This window comes from Aminobacter sp. 01T433, assembly GCF_056398585.1.
This window is the reverse complement of sequence record NZ_JBFTPR010000026.1, coordinates 1-13,526: the sequence shown is the minus strand read 5'-3', so window position 1 is coordinate 13,526 and position 13,526 is coordinate 1. Positions and strand designations below refer to the sequence as shown.

General features: G+C 61.6%; 13 protein-coding genes. 10 read left to right on the top strand and 3 right to left on the bottom strand.

What is annotated here, in order from left to right; genetic code table 11:
- Positions 1–160 precede the first annotated feature (160 nt).
- Both AC1DLV_RS27660 and AC1DLV_RS27655 read left to right on the top strand, forming a co-directional pair.
- Positions 161–523, top strand: a complete 363-nt coding sequence (locus AC1DLV_RS27660; protein ID WP_476801485.1) for a hypothetical protein — start codon at positions 161–163, stop codon at positions 521–523.
- Entirely contained in the window at positions 520–1,020 is a 501-nt protein-coding gene (locus AC1DLV_RS27655; protein WP_476801486.1) for a hypothetical protein, read from the top strand. The genes AC1DLV_RS27660 and AC1DLV_RS27655 overlap by 4 nt, the downstream gene beginning before the upstream one ends.
- Before the next feature lie 195 nt (positions 1,021–1,215).
- Here AC1DLV_RS27655 and choV read toward each other — a convergent pair whose 3' ends face one another.
- The 3 genes from choV to choX form a co-directional block, all read right to left on the bottom strand.
- Complete coding sequence (gene choV, locus AC1DLV_RS27650) at positions 1,216–2,397, bottom strand: choline ABC transporter ATP-binding protein (RefSeq protein ID WP_476801487.1); 1,182 nt, start codon at positions 2,395–2,397, stop codon at positions 1,216–1,218.
- On the bottom strand, positions 2,394–3,248 hold the full coding sequence (gene choW / locus AC1DLV_RS27645) for a choline ABC transporter permease subunit (RefSeq protein WP_476801488.1): 855 nt from the start codon (positions 3,246–3,248) through the stop codon (positions 2,394–2,396). Before choW ends, choV begins: the two co-directional genes overlap by 4 nt.
- A 114-nt stretch (positions 3,249–3,362) precedes the next feature.
- Positions 3,363–4,295 (bottom strand): choline ABC transporter substrate-binding protein, encoded by a 933-nt coding sequence (gene choX, locus AC1DLV_RS27640; RefSeq protein WP_476801489.1) that lies wholly within the window; start codon positions 4,293–4,295, stop codon positions 3,363–3,365.
- A gap of 214 nt (positions 4,296–4,509) precedes the next feature.
- On the opposite strand from choX, the gene AC1DLV_RS27635 reads away from it, so the two are divergent.
- From AC1DLV_RS27635 to AC1DLV_RS27600, 8 genes are all read left to right on the top strand, one after another.
- Positions 4,510–5,124, top strand: coding sequence for a thymidine kinase (locus AC1DLV_RS27635; protein ID WP_476801490.1), 615 nt, complete (start codon positions 4,510–4,512; stop codon positions 5,122–5,124).
- Between the two features lie 106 nt (positions 5,125–5,230).
- On the top strand, positions 5,231–6,319 hold the full coding sequence (locus AC1DLV_RS27630) for a hypothetical protein (protein ID WP_476801491.1): 1,089 nt from the start codon (positions 5,231–5,233) through the stop codon (positions 6,317–6,319).
- 225 nt (positions 6,320–6,544) lie between these two features.
- Complete coding sequence (locus tag AC1DLV_RS27625) at positions 6,545–7,693, top strand: hypothetical protein (RefSeq protein ID WP_476801492.1); 1,149 nt, start codon at positions 6,545–6,547, stop codon at positions 7,691–7,693.
- Between the two features lie 176 nt (positions 7,694–7,869).
- Positions 7,870–9,780 carry an AAA family ATPase gene (locus AC1DLV_RS27620; protein WP_476801493.1) on the top strand — a complete coding sequence of 637 codons (1,911 nt, stop codon included), beginning with the start codon at positions 7,870–7,872 and terminating at the stop codon, positions 9,778–9,780.
- Between the two features lie 58 nt (positions 9,781–9,838).
- Positions 9,839–10,255, top strand: a complete 417-nt coding sequence (locus AC1DLV_RS27615) for an endonuclease domain-containing protein (protein WP_476801661.1) — start codon at positions 9,839–9,841, stop codon at positions 10,253–10,255.
- A 73-nt stretch (positions 10,256–10,328) separates the two neighbouring features.
- A complete protein-coding gene (locus AC1DLV_RS27610; protein ID WP_476801494.1) occupies positions 10,329–11,615 on the top strand; it encodes a DUF6638 family protein in 1,287 nt (428 codons plus the stop codon).
- A 12-nt stretch (positions 11,616–11,627) separates the two neighbouring features.
- Positions 11,628–12,785: a DUF2333 family protein gene (locus tag AC1DLV_RS27605; protein ID WP_476801495.1), complete on the top strand. Its 1,158-nt coding sequence runs from the start codon at positions 11,628–11,630 to the stop codon at positions 12,783–12,785.
- A 172-nt stretch (positions 12,786–12,957) separates the two neighbouring features.
- A partial coding sequence (locus tag AC1DLV_RS27600; protein WP_476836305.1) for a formate--tetrahydrofolate ligase occupies positions 12,958–13,526 on the top strand: 569 nt, incomplete at its 3' end.

The following is a 13,526-nucleotide window of genomic DNA, read 5'->3' as shown; positions in this document are numbered from 1 at the left end:
GAGCGATGCCGTGGCGGACCAATGCATCCGACGGGCGGGGGCGCTCTTCGAACGCATGCGTGGCCGGCCATCGCCGGACCGTCGACTGGGCAGAGTCGGCGGTCCGCGCATGGCCCGTATCCACGGAGTTCGCGCCAACTCCAGCGAAATCGAGAGAACCATGAACAGAGCGATTGCATTGATCCTGTGCGGCGCGCTTGCCGCCTGCAGCCAGGCCACAACGACCACCAGCACGATGAAGGCAGCCGGAGCGCCCAAGGCAGCGGCCCAAGCCGCACCGAAGGGCAAGTCCGGGAAAATGACGGCGGCGCAGCGCTGCAATGAGGCGATGCAGAATGCCGCGAAAGCTCAGACCGACGCGGCCATGCTTGGCGGCGCCTTGTCGATGGTCGGCGGGTTCGGCGGCTTTGCCGGGCGTGGCGGCGCGGTGGTGGCCCAGGCCGCATCGGTGGGAGGTTCGCTGATGCAGGCCAAGGCGCAGAACGACACCGACAAGGCGCTTGAAGCGGAGTGCGTGGGATGAGCTCTTGTCTCAAACGCACGCTCGGTGGTCTTTTGGCGGCAAGCCTGGCTCTAGGCACCTTCGTTCTGCCGGCTCGGGCATTGACGATGGCTGATGTCGGCAAGGTGGTGCAGTTGTTGGGCGAACTGGAGCCCGAACTCGGCCGCCTCGCCTATGACGAGGAAGAAGCCGACCAATGGTTCGACGACGATGCCGGGCTTGAAGGCCGCATCGCCAAGGCCGGCTTCAGCCGCGAAAGCTGGAAAGAAGCGCTCGACGCTACTTTCCGGGGTTATCTCGCAACGATCCCCACTGACCGGCTCGAAGCGGCATTTTCGGGCCTGACGGAGAGATTGGATGCGAGTGACCTGAATGACGAACAGAAGGTCGAGATGCGCAGTTTCGTTGAAACCAAGATCGCCGAAACCCGCAAGCTGCGCGCCGAAGGCCTACAATATGTCGACGTGGTTCAGCCCTATGCGACCAAGCTGGGTGAGTTGCTGGCGGATGGGGAGTGAGGCTGGAATTCCTTCTCCCTGCTTACGGGGAGAAGGTGGCCCGAAGGGTCGGATGAGGGGCGGCGCGAACAGAACGTAAGTTGGCTCCGCCCCTCATCTGCCTGCCGGCGTTCGATGCTCGAAAAGCCAAGCAGTTGGCTTTTCGTCCGCTACGCGGACCTCATCTCACCTCCCCGTAAACGGGGAGAAGAAACGCTACCGCCGCAACACCGCGCTCAGCACATCGCGAATTCCAATCGCACCGACAAAACGCGACTGGTCGTCGAACAGCGCCACCGGCGACGTTTGCGAGCGGTGCATTGCAAGCATCACCAGCTTGAGCGAAGTGCCCGGCTTGGCCCAGAAGACATGCGAGGCCTCGTCGGACGATTTTTCGATCTCGTCGACGGAGACCCAGACCGCCGGCTGGCCGTTGCGCTCGGCGGCGGCGACAAGACCTTGCCCATCGATCTTGAAACGCGTGGTCTTCCGCCGGTCGAGCCAGACCCAGCCTTCGCCGGCGTCATCGAGATCGCGGCGGTCGCGCATGACGTTCCACGCTGTCAGCACCGACAGCGGGTTCACATTGGCGATGAAGTCGCGGACGTAGTCGTTGGCCGGGCGCAGCACGATGTCTTCGGGCGGGCCGGACTGGACGATGCGCCCGCCTTCCATGATGGTGATGGTGTTGCCGATCTTGAGCGCTTCTTCGAGATCGTGGCTGACGAAGATGATGGTCTTCTTCAGCGTCTTTTGCAGCTGCAGCAGTTCGTCCTGGAGCTTTGTCCTGATCAGCGGATCAAGCGCCGAGAACGGCTCGTCCATCAAAAGGATCGGCGCTTCGGTGGCGAAGGCGCGCGCCAAGCCAACGCGCTGCTGCATGCCGCCCGACAGTTCATGGGCGTATTTCTTGGCCCATGGCGTCAGATTGACGAGGTCGAGCTGCTTGCCGACCTTCTGCTTGCGCTCGGCTTCCGGCATGCCGGCGAGTTCGAGGCCAAGGCCGACATTTTCCTCGACGGTGCGCCAAGGCAAAAGCCCGAACTGCTGGAACACCATGGCGACCTGATGCTGGCGCAGGCGGCGCAGCGTCGCCTCGTCGCAGCTGACAACGTCGACCATCTTGTCGCCGTCCTTGACCATGACCTGGCCGCGCGAGACGATGTTGAGGCGGTTGACGGCACGCAACAGCGTCGACTTGCCAGAGCCCGACAGGCCCATGAGGACGGAAATCTCGCCCTCGTTGACGGTGAGATTGGCGCCCGCGCAGCCCAGCACATTGCCGGTCTTTTCAAGGATCTCGGCGCGGGTCGCGCCACTGTCGATCAGGCTGAGGGAGCCCTTGGGATCGGTGCCGAAAACGATGTCGACATTCCTGAAATCAACGGCGACGTTCATTTCTTGCCTCCCACGCCAATGCGCGTCATCCGGTCGAGCACGATGGCGAGCACAACGATCGCAAGGCCCGCTTCAAGTCCAAGATCGATCTTGCGCGAACCGAGCGCCCGGTTGATTTCGGTGCCAAGGCCACCAGCGCCGATCAACGCGGCGAAGACCACCATGGACAGCGACAGCATGATGCACTGGGTCAGCCCCGCCATGATGGTGGGGAGTGCCGCCGGCAGCTCGACCTTCCATAACAGCTGGCGCTTGGTGGCGCCGAAGGCCTGGCCCGCCTCGATGATCGATGTCGGCACCGAAACGACACCGAGATGGGTCAGGCGCACGGCGGTGGGGATGACGAAGATGATGGTGACGATCAGGCCCGGCGCATTGCCGAGGCCGAACAGTGTGAGCACCGGGATCAGATAGACGAAGGTCGGCAGGGTCTGCATCAGGTCGAGCACCGGCAACATGAAGCGGTAGACCTTGGGCTTGTGCGCGGCCCAGATGCCGAGCGGCACGCCGATCAGCATCGAGGCGGTGGCGGCGGCGACGACCAGCACCAGCGTTTCGACAGTCTGCTTCCACAGGCCCTGGTTGATGATGAACAGCAGGCCCAGTGCCACGCCGATTGCCAGCGCTCGCGAGCGCTGCAGATACCAGGCAAGCAGCGCGATCAGCGCGACAGCCAAAACTGGCGGCAGGAACAACAGCCCGTCGACCAGCCCATTGAGCAGGAAGTTGAGGCCGTTGGAGAAGCCGCGGAAGACGGTGTTGAAGTTGTCGGTCAGGAAGGTGAAGAACGCCTTGCCCCAGGCGCCGATGGGGATCTTGTAGGCTGCAAGAAATTTCGAAATCGGATCCATGTCGTCCCCTCTCGCCGAAAGCCCTCGCTCATTTCGAGCTTGTTATCGCATGGCTAAACACAAAGGGCAGCCGAAAGCTTGTCCGGCCGCCCCTGTTTCATCCGCCGAAGCGGCTTACTGCAAAGCCGCCTTCACGGCTGCAGCGGCGTCGCCGCCGTCGAAGGTGGTCACGCCGGCGAGCCAGGGCGTCGCCGCGTCCGGATTGGCCTTGAGCCAGTCCTTGGCGACGTCGTTGGCGTTGCCGCCCTTGAGGATGGCGTCCATCATGGTGCCTTCCATCGCCAGGTTGAACTTGAGGTTGCCGAGGAACTTGCCGAGATTCGGGCATTCGGCGACGTAGCCCTTGCGCACATTGGTGCTGACGGTGGCGGCACCGAAGCCCGAGTCGCCCATGCCGTCGAGATAGGTAATCTTCATCGCACCCATGACCGGATGCGGCGTCCAGCCGAGGAAGGCGATCCATTCATTGGACTTCATCGCCTGCTCGGCCTGGGTCAGCATGCCCGCCTCGGAAGATTCGACCAGTTCGAAACCTTCGAGATTGTCGGCCGGGTTCTTGATCATGTCGAGGATGATGCGGTTACCGTCATTGCCGGCTTCGATGCCGTAGATCTTGCCGTTGAACTTGTCCTTGAACTTGCCGAGGTCGGTGAGCGTCTTGACGCCGGCTTCCGCGACATAGGTCGGCACGACGATGCCGTAGCCGGCGCCGGAGAGATTTTCGCCAATGGTCTCGACCGAGCCGTCGGCGGTGTAGTCCTTGATGTCGTTGGTCATCGACGGCATCCAGTTGCCGAGGAAGACGTCAAGATCCTTGTTCTTCAGCGAGGCATAGGTGACTGGAACCGACAGCTGGATGACCTGAGGCTCGTAGCCGAGTGCCGTGAGCAACACCGAAGCGACGCCGGTGGTTGCCTGGATGTCGGTCCAGCCGACGTCGGAGAGCCGTACCACCTTGCAGCTTTCCGCATCGGCAGCGAAGGCAGCGCTGGTCGAAAGGAACGTCGACACGCCGATGGCGACGGCGAGTGATTTCATGCGCGACATATAGATTTCTCCCATTCGGTATTTGATGGCAACGCGTTAGTGTTGTTGTTCGTCTTTGTCGCGAGCCAAACACCATTTTCCTTTGGATTCAAGTGACATGACCCAACGACAGACGCCGCAGGCTGATCCATCAGCGACATCGCACCAGTTTTTTGCGGTGGATGGCGAACCAGGCACCTCCCCAGCGCGGGCAGCTTCGGAATAGAAGGGCGACATGGCCAAGCTCTATTTCCACTACGCCACGATGAACGCCGGCAAGACGACGATGCTTTTGCAGGCGTCCTACAACTACCGCGAGCGCGGCATGACGACGATGCTGTTCATCGCCGGTCATTATCGCAAGGGTGACACCGGCTTCATTTCGTCCCGCATCGGCTTGGAAGCCGAGGCCGAGATTTTCCGCGACGGCGACGATCTCTTCGCCCGTATCGCCGAACACCATGAGCATACCACCGTTCACTGCGTCTTCATCGACGAAGCGCAGTTCCTGGAGGAAGAACAGGTCTGGCAGCTGGCGCGGGTCGCCGACCGGCTCAACATTCCCGTCATGTGCTACGGGTTGCGCACCGATTTCCAGGGCAATCTGTTCACCGGCTCGCGCGCGCTTTTGGCCATCGCCGACGAGCTGCGCGAGGTGCGCAGCATCTGCCGGTGCGGGCGCAAGGCAACGATGGTGGTGCGGCTTGGCGAAGACGGCAAGGTCGCGCGCCAGGGCGAGCAGGTGGCGATCGGCAAGGACGTCTATGTCTCGCTGTGCCGGCGCCACTGGGAAGAAGAGATGGGCCGCGCCCAGCCCGACGACTTCATCGGATTTGCATCGCGGGGCTAAGTAGCTTCGTCTTAAATGCTTTTTGCGGGGCGCTTGCGTCTTTCAATCGAAAGATGCGGCACATATATTCGCCCCCACTATCGCGCATTCGACACCGGAGGAACGTATGGCTACGCTGCAGAATTTCGATGCCGAAATCGCCAAGACCAAGCAGGTCGTGCAGGACATGCGCTCCAAGATCGAGCAATCGGGGACCGTGCTCGACAAGATCGCGACGACCGACGCCAAGATCGGCGCGGCCGACTTCGACATCGAGAATGCGCGCATCCAGGACGTGCTCAAGCAGCAGAAGGTGATGGAAGGCAACATCGCCGACCTGATCATCGGGCTTGAGGACGCAACCAATGTGTTCGGCTCCGAATTCGAGAGCATGAAGAGCTTCACCGGCTGGGAAACCTTCATCGGCATCTTCTCGGCCGCCAGCAAGCAGCGCATGCGCACCGACCGCGTGCGCAACATGTCGCTGGCCGGCAATCTGCAGGAGCTTCTGGTCAAATCCGACACCATCGTCGGCATCCTCAAGGCACAGAAACAGGTGCTCGACGAGCGCTACAAGACCTCTGAGACCAGCCTTTCCCAGGTCATCGAGCGCCGCAAGACGACGATGAACAATCTCGAAGCGACGCAAAAGCGCATCGAGGAGCTGAACCCGCTCCTGCTCGACATCGAAAACAAGATCGCCGCTTCGACCAGCCAGAAGGAGCGCACAAATCTCGAATCCGAGCGCTCCAAGCTCGCCACCGAATACAATGAGAAGCAGGCCAAGGAGCAGGAGCTTCTCGCCGAGAGCCAGACGCTCGAACGCTACACCTCGATGTTCCAGACCTTCGTCGATTCGCTGAACAACCAGATCGCGGCGCAGAACACGCTGATCAACAAGCTGACCATCGATACCGAACAGCGCATCGTGCTCTACAAGGCGCTCGAGGATTCGCTGAAGACGGCGGCCCAGCAGGACGTTGCCCACAAGATCAACACGCTGGGCTCGAAGGTCGACAACACCGCCGAAGAGACCATGGCCGGCATCGGTGCCGCCGCCCAGAAGCACATTGGCGACCTGCTCGAACTGCACGAAAAGAACATGGTGGCGACCGCCGACATCCAGCGCCGCAAGAAACTCGCCGACGACGCCTTCGCCCGCCGCTTCGACGACGTGCTGAAGAAGCACAACGCTTCGGATTATGTGCAGTCGTAACTAGGCCAGCCAGGTACAAATGTTGCGCCCTGTCGCGCCCCCCTCTGGCCTGCCGGCCATCTCCCCCACTGGGGGGGAGATCATGCGGTGGCGCGGACTTCGCCAATTTTCGGCGATGAAGTTTGGGCGGAAGCGGACACGACAGCCAATCTCCCCACCTGTGGTGGAGATGGCCGGCAGGCCAGAGGGGGGCAACGTCGAGCCCCCGCATTCGAGGTTTCGCCCATGACCCCCACCGACGACCCAGCCGTCCGATATTTCGACGCGATCGCGGCAGCGCTGAGCGGGCTTGAAATCTTCATGCGCGACGACCGCTCGCCGCTCTACCGGCATGGCATCGTCGCCAAGGTCGCGGCCGAGTACATCGCGCGGCTGGAACGCTCCTTCGCCTGCTGGCGCAACCGGCTCGGCTTCATGGAAACCTTCAAGATTTCCCGCGCCGAAAGCGGTTTTCCCGTTTTCCAAAACGTGCTGGAGCTTGAAAACGACCGCCGCAGCGCCGCCCAGCGCCTTGCCAGCATCCCGCCTTCAGGCGAATTGCGCGAGGAGATGGCCGACTTCATCTTGCGCCACAAGGAATTCCCCGAGGCGCTGCAGCGCTCGATGGCCGAGCGGCTTTACCTCGAAGACGTCAAGGATGGCGTGACCTTCAGCCCCTTTATCCTGGCGCAGACAGCCAAGGTGTCGGTCAACCCGAAGTCGATGCGGCCTTATTATCTCGTCCACTGGGGCAGCTTCGACGGCACCGCCAACCTGCCGCTGATCTACATGGCGACGGTGGAAGATTCGTCCCAGGCGATGGTCGACCAGCTTGTCGACGCCCAAACCGGAAAACTCAACGAAAAGATCGACATTCCGCTTCCAGTCGAAGGGTTGCTCAATCCCGACCTCGCGCACCGCTTCGACGATTTCACCGAGAAGAACTCGGCCTATTCGCTCTCCCCGCTGACCGTTGCGACCAATCTCGACAAGGATTTTCCCGAACTGCACCCCAAGCAGCTCCGGCGCATGGTGCTCGGGCCGTTCTATTCGGCCGGCATCACCGAGCACAATTCGACGGTCAGCGAGGTTCTGTCCAAGGTGCGCAAGGTGGACAACGCCTGGCTGCTCACCTGGACCATCCAGGAGGTCTATTCGAAGGCCGAAAAGCCGGGACGCAAGGGCCTGTGGTCGAGCGAACCGGCGAGCGAGGAATTCTTCATCAACACCGACGATCTCGAGGCCGTGCGCCAGGGCGTGTCGAGCTACGAGAAGCACGCGCTGATCCCGCACGAGGCCTATCAGGCGCTCTACGCGGCGGGCGAAGCCGACAAGATTTTCGCGGACTACAAGGTCCACATCCTGTCCAAGGGACAGGTGATCTCGGATGTTTAGGACGATTTTGTCCAAGGGCAGAACTGCCCCTCACCCTTACCCTCTCCCCGTAAGAACAGGGAGAGGGGGTCGTCGGCGTTGCGGCCAGCCTTCTTCTCCCCGTCCTTACGGGGAGAAGGTCCGGCAGGGGATGAGGGGCAGCGCCTACGTTCTCCACAGCAAGCGAGGCGCCTGACATGGACACCGGCCTGACGACGATTTCCGAAGCCGACATCGAAAAGCACCGCGCAACCGCGCAGAGCTTCATCACCCGCATCGTCGTGCTGGAGGATTCCTCCGGCCAGTCGGGCACGGCCTTGGCTGGCACCAACCGCCGTTTTGTCTCGACGGTGTCGACGGGTTCGATCCGCAAGACGCGCGAGGTCGAGCTGCAAAAGACGGTTGGCGCGATCCGTCCCGACGACCAGTTGATGTCGATCCCCCAGCACACGCTGCTGTTTCGCGCCCGCCGCGGCATCGCTGTGGCGCTTGCCGTTTCTGACGTCTTTTCACGCTCGACCGATCTCGAAGCGCTGCAGGCGAAGAACGCGCGTGCGCCGCTGGAAGGCGACGAAGCCACGCATTTCAAGAAGCTGCTTTCGGCATCAGCCTATGTCGCGGCATTCTCGCTTGCCTCTTATCTCGCCCAGCTGATCGACAGCGACGGCGAGGCGCCCAACGATGTCGCCGAACCGGACTTCTTGTTCGACACGCCGCAGGACGCGGTGAAGTCGATCGTCTCGGGCCTCGACAGGGCGCTTGTCGGTGCCAAGGATGACGCCGACCTTTTGACGCGCGCCCGCGCCTTTGCCCGCGTCTCGATCGAAGGCCTTTTGCAGCGCAAGGGTCGCTTCGACGGGCTCGGCGCCTTCGAAAACGCCCATATCCGCATCGACGCGGACGATTTCACCCTCGACGGCTTCGATGTGGCACCCGGCAAGAAGTCGAGGCCGCTGGTGATGACCTTCAAGAAGCCGGAAGAGGTCGTCGGCAACCACATCGCCAAGTTCCAGTCGGTCAGACTCGCCAAGATGCTGATGGCCTACGACTTCGACCGCGAGATGAACCCGTTCGTCGAGCTCGGCGGCTTTTTGTTCACCTTCATCGGCGACGGCGCGCCGGGCACCGGCAAGACCACGCTGATCCAGATGATCGCAGGCCTGGTCAACGGCTATTGCCAGGTCGCAGGCTACCCCTTTGCCTACGAGAATTTCGGCGTCGACCAGATCTCGTCCTATCAGGGCAAGTCGGGCCAGAACTGCCGCCAGTTCATCAACAACGTGCTCAACCCGCGCGCCATCGGCTTCGGCACCATCGACGACATCGACCAGGTGGCGGCCAAGCGCTCCGATGACCGCGCGTCCGCCGGCCAGCAGGAAATCACCGGCGTCCTGATGGATGCTTTTGCCGGTGCGGGCACAGTCGTGCGCGGCAACTGCTCGTTCGGCATGTTCTCCAACTATCCCGAAAACGTCGACGATGCACTGCGCCAGCGTGCGGGCGCACGCTGGCTAGTCGACGGGCCGCAAACGCGCGACGACTATATCGACATCTTCGTCTTGCTTGCCGGCAAGAACCACAAGATCCCGCTCGGCGAGCACCAGCTTTATGCCGCGCAGGAAATCCAGCGCGCCGTGACCGAGGCCTATGAGGAGCACGAAAAGCCTCAGGAAGACGGGCTGATAAAGGTTTTCGAGCGCTTCATGAAAGACAATGGCGAGCCCAAGACGCTTGCCGACGTCGGCACCTATCTGCACATGATCAAGGAGGCCGAACCGCGCTTCACCGGCCGCGCCATCAAGAACGTCACTGACGCGATCAAGATGCGCGCCATGGACATCGAGTTGCCGGACGAGTGGTTCGAAAAGCCCGAGGCCTTCATGCACAAGGGTTACGACGAGAAGAAAGCGATGATCGAGGAGCTGCGCGGGCCGTTCTCGATGGACATGGTGATGCAGGAGATCAACCGCTACGCCGACTCTGAGTTCCGCTACGCCGACAAGTCCGACGATGCGGCCGTGTCGAAGCTGCTGCGCGATGCGAGGCTGCGCGAGCGCGCGGTGAAAGAGATGGAGGAGCTGAAGGCGAAGGGGTTGTGGAATGCGTGAGTTCCTTCTCCCCGTTCACGGGGAGAAGGTGCCCGGAGGGCGGATGAGGGGCAGCGCTGTGCGTGGCGGAAATGAAAACAAAATTGCAAGGGCAAGGCAGCTTCGGCAAGTGGACAATGATGCCGAGGAAAGGCTCTGGTCCGAGCTTCGGTCGCGACGCTTGAACGGCTACAAATTTGTTCGCCAGTTCCCGATCGGCCCCTATTTCGCTGACTTCGCCTGTCGAGAAGCCAATCTTGTGGTCGAAGTGGACGGCAGTCAACATGCTGGTAGAACGTCAGACCGCTTTCGCGACGAAACCATGAATCGAAATGGCTGGTCGGTGCTGCGGATTTGGCATGCTGATGTTTTGCGGGACCGGCGGCCTGTTTTGGAAACGATTGTTGCAGCGTTGGACGGAAGGCTCGATCACAGGATGACATCGCACGAGATCAAATTCCTTCCCGCCACGTTCAATGCAGGTGGAAATTCGTGAACCTTAGCGCTGCCCCTCATCCGCCCTTCGGGCACCTTCTCCCCGTGAACGGGGAGAAGGAAAGGACAGAATAATGGACCTCCTCCGCGACAACGAGCTCATCTATGGCCGGCTATTACCGGTCGACGAGCCGCATCTGATCGACCGCTACAACAAGGCGCTGAAGGCGTTCGGTCTGGAGCCGACCAAGCTCACGAGCTTCCAGATCGATCGCTCAGGCTTTTCGCCCGAGATCGCCGAGGAGCTGGGCGACTATCAGTATCTCGACCCCAACGAGGTCAACCGCCGCTTCATCATCCTGACGCCGTCGCAGATCGACCTGCCGGTCGTACACACGGCGTTTTCCAACACCTCGCAGCTGCTCTACGAGTTCATGAGCAAGAACCAGCGCGCCATCGATGCGCTGACGATCAAGGATGTGATCTACGGCGAGATCGAAGATTCGGTTTCCAAGGTCGAGGACATCGAGGACCTGTTGTCGATCAGCCAGGTCGAGTTCCGCGTGCTCTCGGCCGAAGACGTGCTCGGCAAGGCAGCCGAACTCGGCAAGCTGGTCGACAGGCTGAGGCAAGAGCCCGATGCCTGGCGCGATGACGCCATGCTTCAGCGCATGGTCGAACTGGCGAAAGTCTGCGGCGACATCCGCGAAAACGCACTCGTGCCGGACCAGGTGATCTTCCGCCACAACGCGTTCTGGACCAGCCATTTCGGCGGCGTCTACGTCTTTGTCGACCCCGATGTGACGACCGTCATCTCCGACCCGGCAGCGCCTGGCTTCCGCCGCTCGCGGCCGTGGCAGGTGAGTTACCTCTCGATCAAGGACGCCGACCGCGTCTTCAAGTTCCTGGCGTCGACCGGCCGGCTCGACCTGCCACGCGCCTCGTGGATCGAAAGCTCGGGCTATCTCGAACATCGCGCCGAGATGGCGGTGCGCGCGCTGATCCAGCAAGCCGAGCCCAATCGCAACATCGGCGAGGTCGACAAGGTCTGGCTGCAGACATGGATCCATGGCCATGCCGATGCGATCAACCGCGACGGCATTTTCCCCTTCCTCAACAGTGCCAAGCGCGAGATTGCCCAGCTCGGTCAGCTGAGGCTCGAAGATGTGGCGCCGCTACACCGCTTCCTGGTGGTGCGCGCCAAACCCGACCATCCCGACGCATGGCTGACCAACCGGCTGATCTCGGAATTCGTGCCGTCGGATTTCGTGTCGCGCTACGTCTTCAACAAGCAAGGTTTTTACAAGGATTACCAAGAGCTCAACGAGACTTGGCGATCCAATGTTGTGGACACGCTGAAAAACTCATATCTGAATGACAAGGCGGCGTTCCGCGCACAGCTCTACGGCCTGACCGACTGAGGGGATTTATCCATGCTTGATCCGATCGTGAATTTCTTCACTTGGATATTCCAGTTGATCGGGCGTGGCATCGGCTTCGTCATCGGCATCATCTTGTGGCCGTTCATGTGGGTTGCCCGCTGGTATGGCCAGCGCGGCCTGATCCTGAAGGCAGTCGTCGGGCTGATCATTGCCACCATCGTCGGCCTCTATGCCTATTTCTTCTACGTCACCCAATTCTGGAAGGACTTTAACCCGGACTATCCGGCTCGCGTCATTGCGGCATCAAATACGGTCCAGGCGGCGAACGCGCTGGCCGGCGACCCGATCGTGGCACCTGCTGCGGGCGCGGCTGGAACCACCACCCAGCCAGCTACGCCCCAGAGCTGCAAGCGCTCCGAAATTGCCGCGATGTCGGCCGATCTGGTCGACTTCAACGTCAACCGCAATGCCTGGATTTCCTCGATGCTGGCGTCGAAGATGGGCTTCTTCGGCGTGCCATGGCGCAATACGCCTTTCATGGACAACAAGGCCGCCTTCCAGCTTGGCATCAACCAGGTGCTGCGCCGCACCACCACCGAGCTTGTCGATGCGCTGGGTCGCGCTCGCGGCACCTCACGCATCGACCAGAACCTCCAGGACGCGCGCACCGCGCTGGCCTGGGACGAAAACGCCTGGTACATCGGCGTGCGTGGCCCGACGCGACCGACGCCCAGTGTCTACCGCGAGGCGATCCAGAAGCTGAACGCCTTCAACGCCAGCCTCGAAAAATGCCAGGCGACGTTCGATGCCCGCGCCGACAACCTGCTCCAGTTCCTCGACCGCATTGCCGGCGACATGGGTTCGACTTCCGACATCCTGCGCAGCCAGATCGAGGCTTCAGACGCGGGTTGGTTCGATCCGCGCGCCGACGACCGCTTCTGGTTCGCTTACGGCCAGCTCTATGCCTATTACGGCATGCTGGCTGCCACCCGCGAAGACTTCTCGGCGGTGATCCGCGAGCGCAACCTGACCACTTTGTGGGACACCATGCAGGTCCAGATGCGCGACGCCCTCAACATGCAGCCCTGGATCATCTCCAACGGCAACGAGTCGAGCTCGCTTTTCCCTTCGCATCTGGCGACGATGGGCTTCAACCTGTTGCGTGCCCGCTCCCAGATCGTCGAGATCCGCGCGGTGCTCGACCGATAGGGCGCTGCGCACTCGCTGAGCACGCAAAGCCCGATGGCGGTGGCCACCACCCTGTCGCAATCCGTGCATTGAGCGGCTGTTTTGAGACGGCAAGCAACAGCGATGTCGCGCTTGTATGGCCGCGACAGGGTGGCCGTGGCGTCATCCAGGCAATTATTCCGGAGGAGCCGTCATGGCCGAATTCAAGACCGACATCGAGATAGCGCGTGGCGCAAAGAAGAAGCCGATCCAGGAGATCGGTGCCAAGATCGGCATTCCGACTGAACATTTGCTGCCTTATGGCCACGACAAGGCGAAGATCTCGGCTGAGTTCATCGCCGAGGCGCGCAAGAAAAAAGACGGCAAGCTGATCCTGGTCACCGCGATCAACCCGACGCCTGCCGGCGAAGGCAAGACCACCACGACCGTTGGCCTCGGTGACGGTTTGAACCGCATCGGCAAGAAGGCCATCGTGTGCATCCGCGAAGCCTCGCTTGGACCCAATTTCGGCGTCAAGGGCGGTGCTGCCGGTGGCGGTTATGCCCAGGTCGTGCCGATGGAGGACATGAACCTCCACTTCACCGGCGACTTCCACGCCATCACCACCGCACACAACCTGCTTGCGGCGCTGATCGACAACCACATCTACTGGGGCAACGAGCTCGGCATCGACACCCGCCGGGTCGTGTGGCGCCGGGTGATGGACATGAACGACCGCGCGCTGCGCGAGATCAACTGCTCGCTCGGCGGTGTCGCCAACGG

Excerpts from the sequence above, each read along its gene's own strand:
- AC1DLV_RS27660 (WP_476801485.1), top strand. The coding sequence starts at position 161 with ATGAACAGAGCGATTGCATTGATCCTGTGCGGCGCGCTTGCCGCCTGC.
- AC1DLV_RS27655 (WP_476801486.1), top strand. The coding sequence starts at position 520 with ATGAGCTCTTGTCTCAAACGCACGCTCGGTGGTCTTTTGGCGGCAAGC.
- choV (WP_476801487.1), bottom strand. The coding sequence starts at position 2,397 with ATGAACGTCGCCGTTGATTTCAGGAATGTCGACATCGTTTTCGGCACC.
- choW (WP_476801488.1), bottom strand. The coding sequence starts at position 3,248 with ATGGATCCGATTTCGAAATTTCTTGCAGCCTACAAGATCCCCATCGGC.
- choX (WP_476801489.1), bottom strand. The coding sequence starts at position 4,295 with ATGTCGCGCATGAAATCACTCGCCGTCGCCATCGGCGTGTCGACGTTC.
- AC1DLV_RS27635 (WP_476801490.1), top strand. The coding sequence starts at position 4,510 with ATGGCCAAGCTCTATTTCCACTACGCCACGATGAACGCCGGCAAGACG.
- AC1DLV_RS27630 (WP_476801491.1), top strand. The coding sequence starts at position 5,231 with ATGGCTACGCTGCAGAATTTCGATGCCGAAATCGCCAAGACCAAGCAG.
- AC1DLV_RS27625 (WP_476801492.1), top strand. The coding sequence starts at position 6,545 with ATGACCCCCACCGACGACCCAGCCGTCCGATATTTCGACGCGATCGCG.
- AC1DLV_RS27620 (WP_476801493.1), top strand. The coding sequence starts at position 7,870 with ATGGACACCGGCCTGACGACGATTTCCGAAGCCGACATCGAAAAGCAC.
- AC1DLV_RS27610 (WP_476801494.1), top strand. The coding sequence starts at position 10,329 with ATGGACCTCCTCCGCGACAACGAGCTCATCTATGGCCGGCTATTACCG.
- AC1DLV_RS27605 (WP_476801495.1), top strand. The coding sequence starts at position 11,628 with ATGCTTGATCCGATCGTGAATTTCTTCACTTGGATATTCCAGTTGATC.